Source organism: Streptomyces sp. NPDC048643 (assembly GCF_040650615.1).
Taxonomy (GTDB): Bacteria; Actinomycetota; Actinomycetes; order Streptomycetales; family Streptomycetaceae; genus Streptomyces.
Window position 1 is genome coordinate 56,821 of sequence record NZ_JBEZHO010000018.1, and the last position, 19,384, is coordinate 76,204.

At 71.6% G+C, this 19,384-nt stretch carries 17 protein-coding genes and 2 tRNA genes; 8 read left to right on the forward strand and 11 right to left on the reverse strand.

Annotation, left to right across the window (positions count from 1 at the left end):
• Positions 1–202: 202 nt before the first annotated feature.
• Together AB0C62_RS19715 and AB0C62_RS19720 are read left to right on the forward strand one after the other, a co-directional pair.
• A complete protein-coding gene (locus AB0C62_RS19715) occupies positions 203–2,398 on the forward strand; it encodes an elongation factor G-like protein EF-G2 (protein ID WP_362974789.1) in 2,196 nt (731 codons plus the stop codon).
• Positions 2,399–2,555: 157 nt separating this feature from the next.
• Positions 2,556–4,223: a hypothetical protein gene (locus tag AB0C62_RS19720; protein ID WP_362974791.1), complete on the forward strand. Its 1,668-nt coding sequence runs from the start codon at positions 2,556–2,558 to the stop codon at positions 4,221–4,223.
• A gap of 39 nt (positions 4,224–4,262) precedes the next feature.
• Here AB0C62_RS19720 and AB0C62_RS19725 read toward each other — a convergent pair whose 3' ends face one another.
• Together AB0C62_RS19725 and AB0C62_RS19730 are read right to left on the reverse strand one after the other, a co-directional pair.
• Positions 4,263–4,772: a DUF4232 domain-containing protein gene (locus tag AB0C62_RS19725; RefSeq protein ID WP_362974793.1), complete on the reverse strand. Its 510-nt coding sequence runs from the start codon at positions 4,770–4,772 to the stop codon at positions 4,263–4,265.
• A gap of 143 nt (positions 4,773–4,915) precedes the next feature.
• A complete protein-coding gene (locus AB0C62_RS19730) occupies positions 4,916–5,476 on the reverse strand; it encodes an HIT domain-containing protein (RefSeq protein WP_362974795.1) in 561 nt (186 codons plus the stop codon).
• Positions 5,477–5,543: 67 nt separating this feature from the next.
• Between AB0C62_RS19730 and AB0C62_RS19735 the strand changes: the two genes are divergently transcribed.
• Positions 5,544–6,203 (forward strand): potassium channel family protein, encoded by a 660-nt coding sequence (locus tag AB0C62_RS19735; RefSeq protein WP_362974797.1) that lies wholly within the window; start codon positions 5,544–5,546, stop codon positions 6,201–6,203.
• 35 nt (positions 6,204–6,238) lie between these two features.
• Here the strand turns inward: AB0C62_RS19735 and thrS are convergent, their stop codons facing one another.
• The 3 genes from thrS to AB0C62_RS19750 form a co-directional block, all read right to left on the reverse strand.
• On the reverse strand, positions 6,239–8,215 hold the full coding sequence (gene thrS / locus AB0C62_RS19740; RefSeq protein ID WP_362974799.1) for a threonine--tRNA ligase: 1,977 nt from the start codon (positions 8,213–8,215) through the stop codon (positions 6,239–6,241).
• A 137-nt stretch (positions 8,216–8,352) separates the two neighbouring features.
• On the reverse strand, positions 8,353–9,570 hold the full coding sequence (locus tag AB0C62_RS19745) for a hypothetical protein (RefSeq protein ID WP_362974801.1): 1,218 nt from the start codon (positions 9,568–9,570) through the stop codon (positions 8,353–8,355).
• Entirely contained in the window at positions 9,567–10,133 is a 567-nt protein-coding gene (locus AB0C62_RS19750) for a DUF4365 domain-containing protein (RefSeq protein WP_362974803.1), read from the reverse strand. Before AB0C62_RS19750 ends, AB0C62_RS19745 begins: the two co-directional genes overlap by 4 nt.
• A gap of 170 nt (positions 10,134–10,303) precedes the next feature.
• Between AB0C62_RS19750 and AB0C62_RS19755 the strand changes: the two genes are divergently transcribed.
• Positions 10,304–11,032: a 3'-5' exonuclease gene (locus AB0C62_RS19755; protein ID WP_362974805.1), complete on the forward strand. Its 729-nt coding sequence runs from the start codon at positions 10,304–10,306 to the stop codon at positions 11,030–11,032.
• A 65-nt stretch (positions 11,033–11,097) separates the two neighbouring features.
• Here the strand turns inward: AB0C62_RS19755 and AB0C62_RS19760 are convergent.
• Together AB0C62_RS19760 and AB0C62_RS19765 are read right to left on the reverse strand one after the other, a co-directional pair.
• Positions 11,098–11,169 (reverse strand) — tRNA-Val (locus tag AB0C62_RS19760).
• Positions 11,170–11,208: 39 nt separating this feature from the next.
• Complete coding sequence (locus tag AB0C62_RS19765) at positions 11,209–11,655, reverse strand: SRPBCC family protein (RefSeq protein ID WP_362974807.1); 447 nt, start codon at positions 11,653–11,655, stop codon at positions 11,209–11,211.
• A gap of 164 nt (positions 11,656–11,819) precedes the next feature.
• Here AB0C62_RS19765 and AB0C62_RS19770 point away from each other — a divergent pair, with 164 nt between their 5' ends.
• Positions 11,820–14,297: a hypothetical protein gene (locus AB0C62_RS19770; RefSeq protein ID WP_362974809.1), complete on the forward strand. Its 2,478-nt coding sequence runs from the start codon at positions 11,820–11,822 to the stop codon at positions 14,295–14,297.
• A 1,418-nt stretch (positions 14,298–15,715) separates the two neighbouring features.
• On the opposite strand, the gene AB0C62_RS19775 is transcribed toward AB0C62_RS19770, so the two are convergent.
• A tRNA-Val gene (locus AB0C62_RS19775) sits at positions 15,716–15,787 on the reverse strand.
• 81 nt (positions 15,788–15,868) lie between these two features.
• On the reverse strand, positions 15,869–16,303 hold the full coding sequence (locus AB0C62_RS19780) for a TIGR02611 family protein (RefSeq protein WP_362974811.1): 435 nt from the start codon (positions 16,301–16,303) through the stop codon (positions 15,869–15,871).
• A 191-nt stretch (positions 16,304–16,494) separates the two neighbouring features.
• On the opposite strand from AB0C62_RS19780, the gene AB0C62_RS19785 reads away from it, so the two are divergent.
• Together AB0C62_RS19785 and AB0C62_RS19790 are read left to right on the forward strand one after the other, a co-directional pair.
• The gene (locus tag AB0C62_RS19785; RefSeq protein ID WP_003959770.1) at positions 16,495–16,908 is read left to right on the forward strand and encodes an SsgA family sporulation/cell division regulator; all 414 of its coding nucleotides are present in this window, start codon (positions 16,495–16,497) and stop codon (positions 16,906–16,908) included.
• A 221-nt stretch (positions 16,909–17,129) separates the two neighbouring features.
• Positions 17,130–17,687 carry a CGNR zinc finger domain-containing protein gene (locus AB0C62_RS19790; protein ID WP_362974813.1) on the forward strand — a complete coding sequence of 186 codons (558 nt, stop codon included), beginning with the start codon at positions 17,130–17,132 and terminating at the stop codon, positions 17,685–17,687.
• A 104-nt stretch (positions 17,688–17,791) separates the two neighbouring features.
• On the opposite strand, the gene AB0C62_RS19795 is transcribed toward AB0C62_RS19790, so the two are convergent.
• Positions 17,792–17,944, reverse strand: coding sequence for a hypothetical protein (locus AB0C62_RS19795; RefSeq protein ID WP_179165490.1), 153 nt, complete (start codon positions 17,942–17,944; stop codon positions 17,792–17,794).
• A gap of 247 nt (positions 17,945–18,191) precedes the next feature.
• A complete protein-coding gene (locus AB0C62_RS19800) occupies positions 18,192–18,653 on the reverse strand; it encodes a hypothetical protein (protein ID WP_362974815.1) in 462 nt (153 codons plus the stop codon).
• A gap of 169 nt (positions 18,654–18,822) precedes the next feature.
• Between AB0C62_RS19800 and AB0C62_RS19805 the strand changes: the two genes are divergently transcribed.
• Positions 18,823–19,353 carry a DsbA family protein gene (locus tag AB0C62_RS19805; RefSeq protein WP_362974817.1) on the forward strand — a complete coding sequence of 177 codons (531 nt, stop codon included), beginning with the start codon at positions 18,823–18,825 and terminating at the stop codon, positions 19,351–19,353.
• The last annotated feature ends 31 nt before the right edge of the window (positions 19,354–19,384 follow it).

The window sequence follows — 19,384 nt, forward strand, 5'->3', positions numbered from 1 at the left end:
TTGTGCGACGGCCGGGCACCCGCACCCCCGTGTCACGAGGCGATGCCATGGGTGCCACGGCGCCGTCGCGTCCACTGTATGGACGCACCGTGACGCGAGTGCGAAGCTCGAAGACACCGCGGGCGTCACCGGTGCCGCCACCGCACGCGGCCTGAGCATGTCCGCGCCCACAGTGACCTCACCGTGCACGGGAGGCAAGGCCATGGGCGACAAGGCGAACGCACACCCCGGAGCCGCCGGCAGGGCTACGGCGGCCGACCACCCCGCGTCCGTACGGAATGTGGTGCTGGTCGGCCACAGCGGATCGGGCAAGACGACGTTGGTGGAGGCTCTCGCGCTGACGGCGGGAGCGGTGAACCGGGCGGGCCGTGTGGAGGACGGCGGCACCGTCTCGGACTACGACGAGATCGAGCACCGGCAGCAACGCTCGGTACAGCTCTCGCTGGTCCCCGTCGACTGGGACGGATACAAGATCAACATTCTGGACACCCCGGGGTACGCGGATTTCGTCGGGGAACTGAGGGCCGGTCTGCGCGCGGCGGACGCGGCCCTCTTCGTCGTCTCGGCCTCGGACGGCGTGGACGGTTCGACCCGGATGGTGTGGGAGGAGTGCGCGGCGGTCGGGATGCCGCGCGCCATCGTGGTCACCCACCTCGAATCGGCCAGGGCGGACTTCGAGGAGATGACCCGGATCTGCGCGGAGGCGTTCGGCGGGGACGACCCCGACGCCGTCCTGCCGCTGTACCTGCCGCTGCGGGGGCCCGAGGCGCCGGACGGGCACGCGCCCGTGACCGGTCTGATCGGCCTGCTGACCCAGCGGCTGTTCGACTACGCCTCCGGGGAGCGCAAGGAGGGGGAACCGGGCCCCGAGCAGCGGCAGCTCATCGAGGACGCCCGCAACCGGCTGATCGAGGGAATCATCGCCGAGAGCGAGGACGAGACCCTCATGGACCGCTACCTCGGCGGCGAGGAGATCGACCTCAAGACGCTCGTGCAGGACCTGGAGCGGGCCGTGGCCCGCGGCACCTTCTTCCCGGTGCTGGCCGCCGCCCCGGCCGCCGAGGGCGCCCGGCAGGGCCTCGGCACGGTCGAGCTCCTCGAACTGGTCACGGGCGGCTTCCCCACCCCGCTGGAGCGCCCGGCGCCCTCGGTGACCACACCCGACGGCGCGGCCCGCGAGGTCAGGGCGTGCGATCCGGACGGCCCGCTGGTCGCCGAGGTGGTGAAGACCGCGTCCGACCCCTACGTCGGCCGGGTCTCCCTGGTCCGGGTCTTCTCGGGGACACTGCGTCCGGACGCGACGGTGCACGTCTCCGGGCACGGGCTCACCGACCGCGGTCACGAGGACCACGACGTCGACGAGCGGATCGGCACGCTGTCCGCGCCGTTCGGCAAGCAGCAGCGGGCTCTCACGCACTGCATCGCCGGCGATCTCGCGAGCGTGGCCAGACTGAACCGCGCCGAGACCGGCGACACCCTGTCGGCCAAGGACGACCCGCTCCTCATGGAGCCCTGGCAGATGCCGGACCCGCTGCTCCCCCTCGCCATCGAGGCGCACAGCAAGGCGGACGAGGACAAGCTCTCCCAGGGTCTCGGCCGGCTGGTCGCCGAGGACCCCACCATGCGGCTGGAGCAGAATCCGGCCACGCACCAGGTCGTCCTGTGGTGCCTGGGCGAGGCGCACGCGGACGTCGCGCTGGAGCGGCTGCGCAACCGGTACGGCGTGCGGGTCGACGTGGTCCCGCACAAGGTGTCCCTGCGCGAGACGTTCGCCGGCACGTCCAGCGGGCGGGGCCGGCACGTGAAGCAGTCCGGCGGGCACGGCCAGTTCGCGATCTGCGAGATCGAGGTGGAACCGCTGCCGAACGGCTCGGGCATCGAGTTCGTGGACAAGGTCATCGGAGGCGCCGTGCCCCGCCAGTTCATCCCGTCCGTCGAGAAGGGCGTGCGCGCCCAGGCGGCCCGGGGCGTGGCCGCGGGCTATCCGCTCATCGACGTCCGGGTCACGCTGCGCGACGGCAAGGCGCACTCGGTGGACTCCTCCGACGCCGCCTTCCAGACGGCGGGCGCGCTGGCACTGCGCGAGGCCGCGGCCGACGCCAGGATCCACCTCCTGGAGCCGGTGGCCGAGGTGAGTGTGCTGGTCGGCGACGACTACGTGGGCGCCGTGATGAGCGATCTGTCGGGGCGGCGCGGCCGGGTGGTGGGCACCGAGCAGGCGGGCAGTGGGCGCACGCTCGTACGGGCGGAGGTGCCGGAGATCGAGATCGGGCGGTACGCCGTCGATCTGCGGTCCATCTCGCACGGCACCGCGCGGTTCGAGCGGCACTACGCGCGGCACGAACCGATGCCGCAGCAGATCGCCGACCGGATCCGCGAACGGACCCCGGACTCCTGAGGGTTCGGGGCGTCGTTCGTCGGCGGACGGCTTCGGCCGTCCGCCGACGAATGTCGGTCATGCCCGTTACTCTGAGAACCTGATCAAGACGATGACCTGATCAACAGGTGTGCGGAGCACCGAAGTCGGGAAAGCCGCAGGAGCGGGTGCGGCGGCGATGGGGGCGGAAGTGACGTTCGAGGGTTTCGATTTCACTCCCGGGGCGCAGGTGCCGCTCACGGGCTCCGCGGGCCAGACGGCGGCCACCTTCGCCCTGGCCTCGGCGGCGTACCGGGACAGTCCGATCACGGAGATCCTCAAGGCCGACAACGAGTGGCATCAGTCCACCGTCAAGGCCCCGCGGATCAAGCTGCTCGCGCCGAATCTCGGCGAGGCCTTCTCGACGGCGGTGACCGGCCGCATGCTTGGCGTCGGCCGCAAGCCGCTCATCCAGTCCTTCGGCACCGAGCCGCAGGTCGTCGTGGAGCACTGCCTGGCGGCGACCAACATCCGCCGGGACCGCGACAATTGGCTGTCGGCCGTCATGGTGCTCTGCGGGCTGCTGTTCCTGCCGGGGCTCGTGGTGTGGCTGCTGGTCTTCACGATCCGCACGCAGATCGCCAAGAGCGAGAACAAACGCGCCTCGGCCCTCGGCACCACGCTCCTGTTCGCCGCCGGCGCCCTCGCCGTCCTGTTCCTGCTGAAGGCACCCTTCACAGGCTTCTGGGGCTGGTACGGACGCGCGTCGGTGGTCCTGCCCGTCGTCGGCTGGCTGTGGGCCAAGCAGATCTGCGAGCGCACGGCCAAGGACCTGCGCGCCCGCTGGGACAGTCTCCTGTCGGGCGGCGGTCTCGGCGCCAAGATTCCGGAGGCGGTCCCCGGCAGCCCGGGTGAGACGGCGGCCGAGCGGCTGCGCCAGTCCCTCGCCCGCCTCAGCGCCGAGCAGCAGTCCAACTCCGTGTTCTACGCCGGCCCCAAGGGCATCCTCGGCATGGGGACGCGCTGGGGAAGCTGGCAGCTCGCCGAGGACCTGGTGCCCCGGGACGCGGCCAAGGAGATCCATCCGTTCCGCAGCTGGGACGTCATCCGCAGCATCCACGACCAGTTGCGCATGCTGGAGCGCGGACCGCTCAACACCGGTGGTTTCCCGGCGCCTTCGCTCAAGCACTGGGTGGTCACGCCGATCGGGGAGAACGCGAAGGCGGTGTCCCGGCCGGGCGGCACGGACGTCGACGCGTACACGGTCAGGAACCACGCCGTCCAGGACATCTGCAACAAGCAGCAGTTCGGCGGCGGCGACCGGCACTACCTGGGGGTCCAGTGGACGCTCTGGGACGGCCAGTTGGTCATCACGATGCTGATCACGGTGACCGTGCTGCACGAGACGCTGCGCATCGAGGTCACCGGTCACGCGCTGGGTCCGGTGAACTCGCTGTTCACCACGAAGCCGGAGGCCCCGACCAAGGAGGTCGCGAAGACCGTCCGGTTCTGGGAGACCCGCAAGGTGAGCCTGCCGCTGGTCACCGCCGACGAGGTCGTGCGGCTGGCCGCGCGGGCACCCCTCAGCTGGTATCCGCCGCTCCTGGACTGGCTGGGCGGCTCCCTGGCACTCCCCGAGCCGTTCGGGCTGCGGCACGCCTGGGCCGACCAGCCGTGGCGCCATCGCTTCATGGCGGACGACGCGCTGCGGGCCGCGACGCCCGTGCTGCGTGTGGTGCACGCCGCGGCGATCAGGGTCCTGGAGGAGAACGGCGTGGACACGGAGAAGTTCGGCAACCGCTCGTCGTTCCTGAGCACCGCGGTGCAGGACGCCGCACCGCGCAAGGCCGATCTCTACGACGCGTAGGGCGGGACGGCGGGCCGGGGACGGCCCGCCACCCCGGAGTCAGGCTCCGGGTCGGACCGGACCGACGACGGTGCCGGCATCGACGACGAGTCGGCCAGAAGCGCTGGACTCACCGGGGATCACCCCGGCCGGGGTCCGCAGTGTGAAGGTGGCCTCGTCGGCGCGGACACCGCCGGGACCCTTCGGCACCTGGATGTCGAAGTGCACCGGATGCCCCGGGCCGAAGGTCACGGCAGCGTGCTGCGAGCCGTACCGGCCGGCGGTGATTCCACGAGGGGAACCGTGCTGGTGGAACCGTACGTCGACCGGTGAACCGGCCAGCCGGCAGGGTTCGTACCCCCGCGCGGCGGTCAGGGTGACCCGGTAGTGGCGGTGCCCCGCGGTGGCGTGGCTCGCGGTGATCCTGGCGGTGTGGTTCGCCGGACGACACGCGGACGGAGCCGCACCGGCGACGGCCGTCGGCGACGCCTGTGCCGTTCCGAGTCCCGCCACACCGACGAGCAGGGTGGCGGTGGCTGCGATCAGAGCGCTGCGACGATGCACGGGCATCCCCTCCTGGAGTCCCGGCGAATCCGGGCGAGCACCTCTGACCTGTCCGCCGGGACCCCCCGCGCAGTCGCGCCCCCGCCGCATTCCCCTCGTACGGGTGATGCTCCCGCGGCGGAAACGGCCGATGTCCGGGAAACGGTCGCCTAGGAGGCGGGCCAGGCGTCCGCCAGCATCTTGCGGGTGTCCGCGAGGAGCTGGGGCAGGACCCTGGTGTGGCCGACGACCGGCATGAAGTTCGTGTCGCCGCCCCAGCGGGGCACGATGTGCTGGTGCAGGTGGGCGGCGATACCGGCGCCCGCGACGCTGCCCTGGTTCATGCCGATGTTGAAGCCGTGGGCTCCGGAGGCGGTCCGCAGGGCGGTCATGGCCTGCTTGGTCAGCTCGCCCAGTTCCACGGTCTCGGGAGCGGTGAGATCCGTGTAGTCGGCGACGTGCCGGTACGGCACGACCATCAGGTGCCCGCCGTTGTACGGGTACAGGTTCAGGACCGCGTACACCTGCTCGCCGCGCTTCACGATCAGCCCGTCCTCGTCGGACTTGGCCGGGATCGAGCAGAAGGGACAGCCGTCGTCGGCCCCCGGGCCGGTGGGCTTGTTCTCGCCCTGGATGTAAGCCATCCGGTGGGGCGTCCAAAGGCGCTGGAACGCGTCCTGCGTTCCCACTCCGATCTGCTGCTCCGGCTCACTCGTCATGTGGTGCAGCATATTGCTTCGCCCGTTCGCGGCGTGTCGGCGGGTGCCCGGGAAAGGTCCCTGCGGCCAAGCTGGGGCCATGGACGACGACAGCCCGACGAGCCGCTGGAGGCAGCGCACCGAGGTACCGCTGGCGGTCGCGTCGATGCTCTTCCTGACCGCCTACGCGGTCCACGTGCTGGCGCACGGGATGCCCGACTGGGGACGCCGGATCTGCCTGATCGTGATCGCGGTCGCCTGGGCCATGTTCCTCGTCGACTACCTGGTGCTCTGGCGGCTGAGCGGGCGGGGCCTCGGCTTCGTACGGACCCATGTCCTGGACACGGTGGTCCTCGTCCTGCCGCTGCTGCGGCCGCTGCGGGTCGTCCGGCTCTACGACGCCGTGATGCGCCGGCGAGGGGAACCCCGGCTGCCGCTGTACGCGCGCGTGATGTTCTACGCGGGCATCGGCGTCCTGCTGCTCGGCTTCGCCGGGGCCCTCGCCGTCTACCAGGCGGAGTACGCGGCGCCGGGCGCGACGATCCGTACCTTCGGGGACTCCGTGTGGTGGGCGTGCTCCACGCTCGCGACGGTGGGCTACGGGGACGTGACGCCGGTGACGGCCCGGGGCCGCGTCATCGCCGTCGCCATGATGGCGTGCGGTCTGGCCCTGCTCGGCGCGGTCACGGGCTCGTTCTCGTCGTGGCTGCTGCAGGTGTTCTCGCGGGAGGGCGACGACGAGAGGCCCCCGCGAAGCTGAGCTTCCGGGGGCCTCTCGTCGGCTGTGGTCGCGGATCAGACCTGCGCGCGCTCCTCGACGACGCGGGCGATCTTGGCGATCGCCTCGTCGAGCGGGATGCCGTTCTCCTGCGAGCCGTCGCGGTAGCGGAACGAGACGGCGCCGGCCGCCATGTCCTCGTCGCCCGCGATGACCATGAAGGGCACCTTCTGCTTCTGCGCGTTGCGGATCTTCTTCTGCATCCGGTCCGAGGAGGCGTCCACCTCGACGCGCAGGCCCTTCTTCTTGGCCTCCGCGGCGAACTTCTGCAGGTACTCGACGTGCGCGTCGCCGATCGGGATGCCGATCGCCTGGACGGGCGCCAGCCAGGCCGGGAACGCGCCCGCGTAGTGCTCGAGGAGCACGGCGAAGAAGCGCTCGATGGAGCCGAAGAGCGCGCGGTGGATCATGACCGGGCGCTGCTTGGAACCGTCCGGGCCGGTGTACTCGAGGTCGAAGCGCTCGGGCAGGTTGAAGTCGAGCTGCACGGTCGACATCTGCCAGGTGCGGCCGATGGCGTCCTTGGCCTGCACGGAGATCTTCGGGCCGTAGAAGGCGGCGCCGCCCGGGTCCGGGACCAGCGGGAGGCCCTGCTTCTCGGCGACCTGGCGCAGCGTCTCGGTGGCCTCTTCCCAGACCTCGTCCGAGCCGACGAACTTCTCCGGGTCCTTGGTGGACAGCTCCAGGTAGAAGTCGGTGAGGCCGTAGTCGCGCAGCAGGTTCAGGACGAAGGTGAGCGTCTTGTCGAGCTCCTCCGCCATCTGCTCCTTGGTGCAGTAGATGTGCGCGTCGTCCTGGGTGAAGCCGCGGGCGCGGGTCAGGCCGTGCACGACGCCGGACTTCTCGTACCGGTACACGGTGCCGAACTCGAAGAGGCGCAGGGGAAGTTCACGGTACGAACGGCCGCGCGCGTCGAAGATCAGGTTGTGCATCGGGCAGTTCATGGGCTTGAGGTAGTAGTCCACGCCCTCGTCGAGCTGCATGGGCGGGTACATGCCGTCCGCGTACCAGTCCAGGTGGCCCGAGGTCTCGAAGAGCTTCCCCTTGGTGGCGTGCGGGGTGTAGACGAACTCGTAGCCCTCCTCCTCGTGCCGGCGGCGCGAGTAGTCCTCCATGACCCGGCGGATGATGCCGCCCTTGGGGTGGAAGACGGCGAGGCCGGAGCCGATCTGGTCCGGGATGGAGAACAGGTCCAGTTCGTTGCCCAGCTTGCGGTGGTCGCGCTTCTCGGCCTCGGCGAGGAAGTCGAGGTGCGCCTTCAGCTCCTCCTTGGAGGGCCAGGCGGTGCCGTAGATGCGCTGGAGCATGGGGTTCTTCTCACTGCCGCGCCAGTACGCGGCGGCGTTGCGCATGAGCTTGAACGCCGGGATGTTGCGGGTGGTGGGCAGGTGGGGACCGCGGCAGAGGTCCTTCCAGCACAGCTCGCCGGTCTTGGCGTCGAGGTTGTCGTAGATGGTCAGCTCGCCGCCGCCCACCTCGACGTCCGCGCCGTCGTCCGAGGACGCGGAGCCCTTGATGCCGATGAGCTCCAGCTTGTACGGCTCGGCGGCGAGCTCCTCGCGGGCGTCCTCGTCGGTGACGACGCGGCGGGAGAAGCGCTGGCCGCGCTTCTGGATCTCCTGCATCTTCTTCTCGACGGCCTTGAGGTCCTCGGGCGTGAAGGGCCTCGCGACCTCGAAGTCGTAGTAGAAGCCGTCCTTGACCGGCGGGCCGATGCCCAGCTTGGCCTCGGGGAAGAGCTCCTGCACGGCCTGGGCCATGACGTGCGCGGTGGAGTGGCGCAGGATGTTCAGGCCGTCCTCGGAGGAGATCTCGACGGGCTCGACCTCCTCGCCGTCCCGCACCTCGTACGCGAGGTCCTTCAGCTCGCCGGCCACGCGGGCGGCGATGATGGTGCGCTGGCCGGCGAAGAGCTCGGCGGCCGTAGTGCCCGTCGTCACCACGCGCTCTTCCCGCTCGGAATCGCGTTGGATGACCACACGGACCTCTGACACCGGACTCTCCTGACTGAAGGCGACTCCACACCACAGACGGCATGGCATGGCAATGCCCCGAATCCTACCGAGCCCGGGGACCCCTCCGCGAAAGGGTTGTGGACAGGCCCCCGCCCCGGTCCCCATCGCGGGCCGCCTCAGTCCCCGCTGCAGGCCTCCTCGAAGAAGTCCAGGTTCTCCTGCAGCGACTTCATCAGCCGGTCCCGCTCCGCCTCGTCGACCTGTACGGGCACGACCCCGGAGGCGTCCGTGAGCCGCCGGAAACCGCCGCGGCTCTCCAGCCGTCCGTGCACGCGCACCGGCAGCCCGACCAGATGGGCCTGGCCCGCTATCCGGTAGGCCTCCTCGTCCAGGGTGGCCCGTACGTGCGGGACCTCCGCGCCGGCGATGACCCGCAGCCGTACGGTCCCCGCGCCCCGCGGACCCGACCGGCGCATCCTGACGACCGCGCCGGTGATGCGCACCGGGACGGACGGCTCCTCGCGCAGGTACCGGGCGCCCGCCTCGCGGAGCACGGGAAGGTCACCGGGCGAGAACTCCACGGCCTCGGCGGGGTTCGCTCCGCCCTCGGGAACACCCTCGGCGGGCGACCACTCGACGGCGATCCGGGCGCCCTCCGTCCCGCGCACGAGGGCCACCAGGGCTTCCATCAGTTCGTGGCTGACGCCGGCCTCGACGGCCGCGTCGAAGGCGTCCATGCCGCCCGTGGCCCGCTGGTAGTCGATCGCCTCGCGGGCCGCGTACAGCGCCTGGTGCAGGCGGACGGCGAGCGGCCGGCCGGTGGCGACGGGGACGAACGCGGTGAGACGGCGGCCGCCCGGTTCGGCACCGACCAGCACGCTGTCCAGGGAAGCGGCGGCGGACCTGCGGTGCCGGGCGCCGTAGTAACCGGCACGCGCGCGGGTGGCGAGCGCGGCGGCGAGCAGCATCTGGCGGGCGGCCCCGCGCAGCTGCTCCTCGACCGTCCAGGGCGCGGCGCCGGCGGGTCCGGTGGGCACGTCGCGCCACCAGCGGACCTCGTCGCTGGGGACGGCGAGCGCGAGCAGCACGTCGCGTGCGGACGGCGAGCCGCTGCGGGCGAGCGCGACGAGGGCTTCGCCGAGCAGGTCGTCGCTGTCGGGGAAGGCCCGGTTCTCCGGCACCAGCAGGCTGGTGCCGCCGCCCCCGGGCCCGGGTGGTGTCCACCGGCCGTACCGTCCCGGAGCTCCCCCGCGCCGCTGCCAGCCGTGGCGTCGCAGGAGGGCGCCGAGGACGGACGGGTCGACCTGGTCGGGGGCCGGAGGGGCGTCCCAGAGGGGTTCGGCGGGGTGCGGCCTCACCGGTCGCAGCGGCTCGTCGATCGGGCGGTGTGTCATGGTCTGCCTCCCGTCCCGACCCTCGTCATGATCTCGCAGAGGGCACGGTCGTCGAAGATCCGGGCCGTCGAGATGCGGACGGTGCTCCGGCGCCGGCCCGTGATGGCGTGCCCGGCGAGGTTGATCCAGTAGCAGCAGTGCCGCAGGTCGAGCCGGTCGTGGCCGGCGCGCAGCCAGTCGTCCTGGGATCTGGGCACGAGCATCACGACCAGGATCTTGTGCACGGAGACCGGGGTGCGCGCGAGCTTCGCCAGGTGGGCGTTGTCGAGCGTGAAGGAGAACGCGGGCCCCGGTGGGTCGGGCGGTATCTGGTACGTGCACTTGAGCTGCACCTTGATGGTGACTTCGTCGTCGACCGTGTGCCCGGGGGCGCTGTGGCTGACGTGCCAGTCGATGCCGTTGTCGGGAAACGGCTGGGACAGCGAGCAGCCGGCCGCCGCCGCCACGGCGTGCAGGTAGCCCACCTGCAGGGTCTCCATGCAGGCGGTGGTGGCGAGTGAGCCGCGATGGGGTGCCGTCCGCTGGGGCAGCAGCCCGCCCCGTTCGGGCTGGGCGAGTGCCATGAGTCCAACAGCCTTCCAGACTTGGTGTATCCGCGCAGCGGGTCGCTGAACTGCAAAGACCCGTACCTCTGTTGTCTCCTTCCGGCGTACGGCGCAAACAGCCCGGGTATCACCAAACGGGCAGAAGACGGTGCGTCAGCTGCCGTGGGTGAACGAGGAGTTGTGTACGTATGACGTGCTGGTACGAGGGCCCTCTGGCCGCGTTCGACACGGAGACCACGGGCGTGGACGTCGAGACCGACAGGATCGTGTCGGCCGCCGTCGTCGTCCAGGACGCCGCGGGTACCCGCCCCAGGGTGACCCGATGGCTGGTGAACCCGGGAGTGCCGGTGCCCGCGGGGGCGACGGCGGTGCACGGGCTCACGGACGAACATCTGCAGCGCAACGGCCGCTGGCCGTCGCCCGTACTGGAGGAGATAGCGCGCGAGCTGGGCGAACAGGCCGCGGCGGGGCGGCCGCTGGTGGTGATGAACGCCCCCTTCGACCTGACGCTCCTGGACCGGGAGTTGCGCCGGCACCGGGCGTCGTCGCTGGACCGCTGGTTCGACCCGGCGGCGCTGCGGGTGCTCGACCCGCGGGTTCTGGACAAACATCTGGACCGCTACCGCAAGGGCCGCCGCACCCTGACCGACCTGTGCGCGCACTACGACGTGGTGCTGGAGGGCGCGCACGACGCGGCGGCGGACGCGCTCGCGTCGCTGGAACTGGTGCGGGCGGTGGGGCGGCGGTTCGCGCCGCGGCTCGAACGGCTGTCGCCCGCCGAGCTGCACACGCTCCAGGCGGGGTGGCACGCGGCGCAGGCGCGCGGGCTGCAGGCGTGGTTCGCGCGCAGCGGTTCGGACGAGGCGGTGGATCCGGCGTGGCCGCTGCGACCCGAGCTTCCGGCGGCCGCGGCCTGAACGGGCAGGCGGGCGCGAGCACAACGAAAAACCGGTCCGTCGGTGACGGACCGGTCTTCTCCGGGTGGGCGATACTGGGTTCGAACCAGTGACCTCTTCGGTGTGAACGAAGCGCTCTCCCACTGAGCTAATCGCCCGGGAACGCACTGAACCATACAGGTCCGGGCGGGTGGGGTTCAAACCGCTTCGAGGTACGTCCTCAGGCCGCGTCGTCCCGCGCGCATCATCAGGGCGTGGTTGGCGCGGAAGAAGGGCCGTCCGGGCACGGCCAGGCGGCGCAGCAGCGCCGTGGTGACGCGCACTTCCTGGTCGTAGCGCGCGCGGGTGCCCGGCCCCGTCACGTCGAGGGTCCAGCGCGCCCAGCCGTCCAGGTCGCCCGTCATCGCGATCTCCAGGACGCCGGCCACCGGGTCCCGGCGCGCCGCGCGTGCGGTGAAGGTGATGTCGTACGGGAGGGTGGAGCGTATCCGGATGACGCCGCTGTGGTCGTCGACCGGCGTCACCTCGCGCACCTGGGGCCACCAGAGCGGGTAGTTCTCGGCGCGTTCCAGGGCGGCGTACACGGCGGCGGAAGGCGCGGGCAGCTCCCACTCGCTGTGGAAGCGGTAGTGACTCCAGTCCATGGAACGAGTGTGCCCGTCGTCGGGTCGTCTCCATGTCCGGTCGTGCGCGCCCTTGTTCGCGGGCTGCCGGGTTCCGGTACGCACGGACCCGTCGGCGGACCTGAGTACGGCGTGAGTACGCGGACTCATGTCCCGGACACCTGGCCGGAACCACACTCCGTGACATGACCCCTATCCCGCCTCCGGCCGAAGAGCTGCGGCTCCTGGACGCCGAGCTGCGGCAACTGGACGCACGCCGGGCCGTGTTGCTGCACCGTCGTGCCTGGCTGGTCCACCTGCTCCAGTCGCGGCCCGCGCTGACCGCACCTCCGGTGCCGCCGGCCCGCCGGCCCGAGGCCACGGCGCCCGGTGTGCAGAACGTGCTCCTGATCCTCGGCGGCATCCTGCTCACCGTCGCCGCCATCGCGTTCACGCTCGTGAGCTGGGGCCACCTGGGGATCGTCGGACGGTCCGCCGTGCTCGGCGCGGTGACGCTGGCCGCGCTCGGCTCGCCCGTCCTCCTCCTGCGGCGGGGCCTGCGGTCGACCGCCGAGTCGCTGGCCGGCCTCGGCCTCGTCCTGACGGTCCTGGACGCGTACGCCCTGCACACGGTCGCGCTCCCGGACACGGACGGCGTCGGGTACGCGGCGCTCGCCTCGGCGACCCTGGCCGCCGGGTGGGCCGCGTACGGGCTCACGATCGGCGCGTGGCGCGGCGCTCCGGGCCGACAGGAGTCCGGCGACCGCCGGATGACCGGGGAGTCCCCGTCCGGCGACCGTGCTCCGGACCCCGCGTCCGGAGCGGTACGACGGGGGGCCGTCCCCGGTCTGCGGCTGCGGCTTCCTGTCCCGGCCTCCGTGGTCGCCGCCCAGTTCCCGCTCGTCCTCTGGGCGGCCGCCGTCGGCGCGGGAGCGCACGCCATCACGGCCGCCCTGCTGGTGACGGCCGCGTTCGACGCCGTGGTCGCGCTGCGCGCGCCTTCGACGGCCGTACGGGTGGTCGCCGCCGTCGGCGCGTTCGGTCTGGGTGGCTGGGGCACGTTCGCCGGTTGCTATCTGTCCTGGTCGGCCGCCGGACCGGGCGACGCGACCCGGGCGGCCGCGCTCCTGCTCCTCGCCGCCTCGATCGCCCTCTCGGCGGCGTGGGCCGCCGCGAGGCCGGGCGTCGCGACCGGCACCGCCGCGGCCGGCGGGCTGATCACGGTCGTCGCGTTCGGCGGTGTGCTGCGGACGGTGCTGCCCGGCGAGTGGACCGTTCCCGGCCATCTGGTGTGCGGGCTGGCCCTGTTGGCTGCCGTTCGGCCCGGGCTGCCGGAGTCGGTGCGCCGTGGGATCGCCGCCGCCTCCGGCGCTGTGCAGGCGCTCGCCGTGGTCTGGGCGCTGCCCGTGGTCGTGGTCTCGCTCGTGGGACCGCTCGCCCGGGTGGGCACGGTCTGGTCCGGTGCCCCGGCGACCGCGCGGGACGCGGTGACGAGCGCGCTGCCCTGGCCGTCGGACGCGCTCACGGCACCGCTCGTCCTCGGCCTCGTCGCAGCCGTCCTGGTCGTCGCGGTCCGTTCCGCCGCGTGGCGTCCGCGGGCTCTTGCGGGCGCTCTGGTCCTGGCGTGGTCGACGGCCCTCTCCCTCCCGGCCGCCCTCGAACTCCCCTACGTGGCCGGCCTTTTCGTCCACGTGCTGACGACGGCGGCCCTGCTGGTGCTCGCCCGCCGCACGCGTCCCCCGGTGATCTCCGTGGTCCTGGCCCTGGTCACCTCCGTCGATCTCGCGTTCCTGGCGCTGGCTTCGGAGACCGCCACCCTGATCGTGTTCGCCGCGCTGGCCGCCCTGTTCGCGGTCACCGCCCGAGAGCCCGGCCTCGGTCCGGTCGGGGCGCCGGCCGCCCTCGGCTACCTCGCCGCCTCGGCCTGTGCGGCGGGCGCGTCCCTCGGCTGGCAGCCTCAGCACACGGCTCTGCTCGTGCTGGCGGTCCCCGCCCTGGCCGCCCTGATCGCGGCGCGCCTCGGCGACGTGCCGACGACGGTGTCCGTCGAGATCACCGGAGCCGTCGCGGCAGTGCTCGCCGTCGCGCTCACCGTCACCGACCCGCCGATGCTGGCCACGGTCCTCGCGCTGTGCGGGGTCGTCGCGGCGGGCACGGCCGTACGGGAGGACCGCCGGTCCGTCGGCTACGCGGCCGCCGCCCTGTTCGTGCTGGCCGCCTGGGTGCGGCTGGCGGCCTGGGACGTGACGTCCCCGGAGGCCTACACACTGCCGGTGACCGTCCCGGCGCTGCTCGTCGGCGTGTATCGGCGTCGCGAGGACCCGGCGGTGTCGTCCTGGACCGCGTACGCGCCGGGGCTGTCCGCAAGCCTCTTCCCGAGTCTCCTGGCCGCGTGGGCCGACCCGCAGGCGCTGCGCCCCCTGGTGCTCGGTGCGGCGGCGCTCGCCGTGACGCTGCTGGGCGCCCGCCACCGCCTCCAGGCGCCGCTGCTGCTGGGCGGCGCGGTGCTCACCCTGGACGCGCTCCACGAACTCGCGCCGTACATCGTGCAGATGGTCGACGCACTCCCCCGCTGGGTGGCACCCGCACTCGCCGGTGTGCTGTTGCTCGCCCTGGGCGCCACGTACGAGCAGCGGATCCGCGACGCGCGGCGCGTGCGGGACGTGCTGGGACGGATGGACTGAACGAGAAGCCCGCAGTCCACCACGACGGCGCCGGTCGGCCCTCGGCCACCGGCGCCGTCGGACATCTCGGTGAAGGTGTCGCGACAGCACCCCGCTTGATACCGCTTCCGGGAATTCGGAAGGCTGTCGCCGGTATTGGAGCGGGAGCGCGGAGCATCCGTCGTGCTCACCGTCCGACGGGCGGAAGCCCCCAGTCCACAGGGCCGGGGAGAGAGGACGGACGGCTACTCCCGGACCTCGGCACATTTCCGCGCCGGGGCCACCAGGGGGTATCTCCGGCGCGTCGGGCGGCGGGTGCTTGACGAACGCGCCATGGATCGCCTTGGGTGCGCCACGCAACATCGGCCGCCGCCCGGCTCCTCTCCCGCGCGGAGCCCGCCCACCCCCAAGCACCGCCCCGCCATGGAGAAGTGACACGGCGTCGGGAAGGCCCGGAATACCGAACCGTTTTCCGTCCGCCGGGCCCGTTCTTCTCAACTCCGGTTCGACGATTTCCGAGCCGATTAATATTTCCCACACTTATCGGCGACTTGAGCCGAACGGACTTCCGTTCTTGTCGTACTTCCGCAGAAATCAGATGGCGTTCCGAAATGCGTACACCAAATTTCCATGGAGGTCCGGGCACAAGAACTTCCCTCAGAAGTCCACATAATCCGGGAAGTCCGCTTCACCAACTCTTCCGAAACTTCCGCTTGTTCCCGGAAGGGCGGGTTTCGAACCTCCCGTCACCCTCACCGGCCCCGGCGAACGCCGCCCCACATGACGGACCGTCACGGTCCGCTCGTGGAGCCGCCGCTGTCCGTCCCGTCACGGTGGAGCGCACCGGTGATTCGGACAGGACCCGGACGCGCCCCGCCACGTCCGCGTTCTCACGACCGTGCGACGAGGCCGGTCCCCCTGGGCGGGACTCCGCAGGTCGGGCGCACACGATCGATTGATCGAACATCTTTCGCATCGCGGGGCGGAGGGGGCGCACGGCCGAAAACGTACGGCCGTCGGAGGCGTTGGCGACGGGTCACGGAACGGAGCGTGAGGAGTGGGGGCGCGACGCTCGGCGGAGTCCGCACCCACGGAAGCGGCAGGCGAAGCACGGAACGGTCGATTCGAAGCGACCGAGCGACGGCGCCGGGTCGCGCGCGGACCGGCACCGACCCGGGCCGCACTCGCCTCCGCGACCCTCGACCGCCTCGCGTCGCGCGAACGCGGTGGGGCCCCGAGCGCTCCGGCGCGGAGCGCCGCGGGCCGCTCACCGGGAGGCCGCGGCCCGGACCGGGGCAGTCCCGAGGCAGATGACCTGGGCACATGCGCACCCGCCGGCTCCGGCACGGACCACGGCCGCCACGTACGGCGAGCCCCCCTCACGTCAACGACAACGGCTCCGGTCCACGAGGTCGTGGACCGGAGCCGATTCGTACAAGTGGGCGATACTGGGTTCGAACCAGTGACCTCTTCGGTGTGAACGAAGCGCTCTCCCGCTGAGCTAATCGCCCGGGCGCAGAGAGAACATTACCCCATGTCAGGGGATGGCTTCGACCAGCGCGGACGGCCCTCAGGAGGCCCGTCCCGCCCGGTCACTCCTTGATGTTCCAGGGCATCTCGAAGCCGAACTTCCAGACGTAGACGCCGACGAGGACGGCCACGATCGCGAGGCCGATCGTCGTCAGGATGATGTTGCGACGCCGGACCTTGGGGTCGAGCGCGCGCTGGGTCGCCTCCGTGACCTTGCGCTTCGTCCAGCGGAGCACCAGCTGGGCCCAGACGAACTCGGTCGCCCAGATCGCCATGCCCCCGAAGATCACCAGCCAGCCGGGGCCCGGCAGCGGCAGCATGACCACGCCCGCGCCGACCACTGCGAGCCCCACGACGAAAACGCCGACCTGCCAGCTCACATGCAGGGCGCGCCGCGCCTTGATGAATTCCGGCGCACGCGAACCGAGCGCTCGTTCATTCTCCGCCTCGTCGTCCGCCATGGCGACCTCGCCCGGCTCGTCACTCCCCGTATTCATACGACCAAACCCTACCCGAGAGAAACCGGTCACCGGAATGGCCCTATCCGGCGAAGGCGCCCTCGGCCGGATGAGTTACATAAAGACACGCAAAACCCTCAGAGGGGTTTACAACGGCACCGTAGGTGGCATGTCGATTTCGCCGACGTGCGAATCCCCGAGCGCACACTGAGCGAAAGGCCCTGGCGCTTATGAACACCACGGTCAGCTGCGAGCTGCACCTGCGCCTCGTTGTGTCGAGCGAGTCCTCACTGCCTGTACCCGCAGGACTGCGGTATGACACGGCCGATCCCTACGCCGTGCACGCCACCTTCCACACCGGAGCCGAGGAAACCGTCGAGTGGGTGTTCGCCCGCGACCTCCTCGCCGAGGGCCTGCACCGGCCCACCGGTACCGGCGACGTCCGAGTCTGGCCGTCCCGGAGCCACGGTCAGGGCGTCGTATGCATCGCCCTGAGCTCCCCGGAGGGTGAAGCCCTGCTCGAAGCCCCCGCGAGGGCCCTGGAATCCTTCCTGAAGCGAACGGACGCAGCCGTGCCCCCGGGTACGGAACACCGGCACTTCGACCTCGACACGGAGCTCTCACACATCCTGGCCGAGAGCTGACGCGTCTCCACAGAGCCGCCCGGCGCCGTCCACTCGGGGAGACGGCTCGGGCCTAGACAACCGCATAGGGATGACACCGACGCCGGCGTCGCGGAAAGTCCGCGGCGGCGGCGCCGGTGCGTGTCCGGGGCACCACGCCCGCCTCCGTCCGGCCGGGAAGCACTACGATCGGCCAGCATCGGACGGGCGCCCTCGCCCGGCCCCAGGCCAGGGAGCGAATCGTGCTGATCACCCACGACACCCGGTGCTCACTCGACACCGTGGTGGATCTGGTGAACACCGTGCCGGAGGACGAGACGACCGACGGGCTCGCGGACGTCGCGGCCCTCGCGGATTTCGTACGAAAGCACGAGATCAGCGATGTCGGGGTGCTGTCTGCGGACGATCTCGCCGCCGTCCACCGGATCCGCGGCCGGTTCGCCGCGATCTTCGCGGCCGACGATCCCCGGACCTCGGCCTCCCTCATCAACGAGCTGATCGCCACCGCGGGCACCACCCCGCGGCTGACGGACCACGACGGCTACGACTGGCATGTCCACTACTTCGCGCCGGGAGCCTCGGTCGCCGACCATCTCGCGGCCGACTGCGGGATGGCGCTGGCCTTCTTCGTGGTCGCCGGGGAGCAGGAGCGGCTGCGCCGCTGCGAGGCGCCGGACTGTCGGCGGGCCTTCGTGGATCTCTCCCGCAACCGTTCGCGCCGCTACTGCGACAGCCGAACCTGCGGGAACCGGCTCCACGTCGCCGCGTACCGGGCGCGCCGCAAGGAAGCCGCGGGCTGAACGGGCCGAACGGGCGAGATGGTGGGACACGTCCGCGACCGCCCCCACGGGGGACCGGACCGACGGAGCCCTCGGCGGGTGACGCCAGGGGCTCCGTGTACAGCTCAGAGCAGCAGCAGGTCGTGCAGCGAAGCCATGAGTAGCAGGCAGCCGATCACTGTCAGGAAGATCATCAGTGGCGGCTGGGAGAGCGCGAAGAGACAACCTCGCCGCTCCTTGGGCGGGGCGGCGGTGTCGCTCGGTGTTGTGTCCAGCATCTCGCGGGCGATGATGACGCAGGCAGCACCCTCTGCGCGATCAACACGCACGGAATATACGGGAGTTCGCTGGATCATGTGACGGGCGTGCCCGAACCTGAACGGTTCCGTACGTTCCGTACGCCCGGCGTGCGATCTTGTGGCCGGTCGGCCCCGGAAAGCGGTACCGCTCCGACGCCGCGCTTCTCGGGTCGAACGGCTCGGAGGGCGTGCCGCCCGGACGGACCGCTGCGCCGGTGCCGTGCGCTCAGATGCCGTGCTTCTTCAGGATCGCCTCGATGTCGCTGAAGTCGTCGCCGGAGCCCTCGGACCGCCGCGGCTGCGCGGCGGGCCGGTCTGCGGGCCGGGCCGCCGGCCGGGAGGCCTGGCCCAGGGACGGAGCCGAGGCCGCCGGGGCGACCGCGTCACGCTCCGCGGCCGCCTTCGCCGCCCTGCGCTCCTTGCGCGTACCGCCACCGCGCCGCTCCACGGCTCGGGTGATCATGAACAGGAGCCAGGCACCGCCGAGCACCACGAAGCCGGCCCACGCGGTCGGGCTGAACGCGGTGTCGGCCAGCCAGCCCACCACACCGGTCATGACGAGGCCGATCGGCACCAGCGAGTACGCGGCGATCCGGGCCGCCGACAGGAAACGCTTGCGGTAGGCCGTGACCGCGGCGATGCCGAGGCCGGCGACGGAGACGGCTGAACAGACGGTCTCTGCAATCATCCGGTCCTCCAGGCAGGGCTCGGTCGAACGGGCGGTTCGTCCCTTCCATCCTGCACCGTCACCCACCCCCGGGGCCACGCCCCGGGCCAACCTCAGGGACATCTCGGGGGTGCCCTCCTCCCCAGGTCCCGGTTGGTCCGCCCCCTTCCCGGGCTGGGAGACTGGACCCATGAACGACTCCCCCGCCTCCTCCACCCAGCGTCCGGCCCCCGTCGTCCTGGACGTGTGGTGCGAGCTGCAGTGCGCCGACTGCCGTGACGCCCTCGCCGATCTGCGTGCCCTGCGCGCCCGCTACGGCGACCGTCTGGAGCTGCGGCTGCGGCACTTTCCGCTGGAGAAGCACAAGCACGCGTTCGCCGCGGCGCAGGCCGCCGAGGAGGCCGCGGAGCAGGGCAGCGCGTGGCCGTACGTCGAGGCCGTGCTCGACCGCGTGGCGGAGCTGGACCGCGAGGGTGAACCCGTCCTGATCGAGATCGCCCGGGAACTGGGCCTGGACGCCGAGGAGTTCGACACGGCCCTGATCGACGGCCGGCACATCCTGATCGTCGACGCGGACCAGGCCGAGGGCAAGGCGATCGGTGTCACCGGGACGCCGACGTACGTCATCGACGGTGAGCGGCTGGACGGCGGCAAGAGCCAGGAGGGGCTGCGCGAGCGCATCGAGGAGATCACCGACCGCCTGCTCGCCGAACAGGCCTGACGGCCGCCCCTGACGGCTCAACGGCGCTGCA

Bases quoted from the DNA above. Each gene is read 5' to 3' on its own strand.
- AB0C62_RS19735 (WP_362974797.1), top strand. From the start codon at position 5,544: ATGGACGACGACAGCCCGACGAGCCGCTGGAGGCAGCGCACCGAGGTA.
- AB0C62_RS19750 (WP_362974803.1), bottom strand. From the start codon at position 10,133: ATGGCACTCGCCCAGCCCGAACGGGGCGGGCTGCTGCCCCAGCGGACG.
- AB0C62_RS19800 (WP_362974815.1), bottom strand. From the start codon at position 18,653: ATGATTGCAGAGACCGTCTGTTCAGCCGTCTCCGTCGCCGGCCTCGGC.
- AB0C62_RS19805 (WP_362974817.1), top strand. From the start codon at position 18,823: ATGAACGACTCCCCCGCCTCCTCCACCCAGCGTCCGGCCCCCGTCGTC.
- AB0C62_RS19780 (WP_362974811.1), bottom strand. From the start codon at position 16,303: ATGAATACGGGGAGTGACGAGCCGGGCGAGGTCGCCATGGCGGACGAC.
- AB0C62_RS19770 (WP_362974809.1), top strand. From the start codon at position 11,820: ATGACCCCTATCCCGCCTCCGGCCGAAGAGCTGCGGCTCCTGGACGCC.
- AB0C62_RS19730 (WP_362974795.1), bottom strand. From the start codon at position 5,476: ATGCTGCACCACATGACGAGTGAGCCGGAGCAGCAGATCGGAGTGGGA.
- AB0C62_RS19725 (WP_362974793.1), bottom strand. From the start codon at position 4,772: ATGCCCGTGCATCGTCGCAGCGCTCTGATCGCAGCCACCGCCACCCTG.
- AB0C62_RS19745 (WP_362974801.1), bottom strand. From the start codon at position 9,570: ATGACACACCGCCCGATCGACGAGCCGCTGCGACCGGTGAGGCCGCAC.
- AB0C62_RS19785 (WP_003959770.1), top strand. From the start codon at position 16,495: ATGAACACCACGGTCAGCTGCGAGCTGCACCTGCGCCTCGTTGTGTCG.
- AB0C62_RS19765 (WP_362974807.1), bottom strand. From the start codon at position 11,655: ATGGACTGGAGTCACTACCGCTTCCACAGCGAGTGGGAGCTGCCCGCG.
- AB0C62_RS19795 (WP_179165490.1), bottom strand. From the start codon at position 17,944: ATGCTGGACACAACACCGAGCGACACCGCCGCCCCGCCCAAGGAGCGG.
- AB0C62_RS19720 (WP_362974791.1), top strand. From the start codon at position 2,556: ATGGGGGCGGAAGTGACGTTCGAGGGTTTCGATTTCACTCCCGGGGCG.
- AB0C62_RS19715 (WP_362974789.1), top strand. From the start codon at position 203: ATGGGCGACAAGGCGAACGCACACCCCGGAGCCGCCGGCAGGGCTACG.
- AB0C62_RS19755 (WP_362974805.1), top strand. From the start codon at position 10,304: ATGACGTGCTGGTACGAGGGCCCTCTGGCCGCGTTCGACACGGAGACC.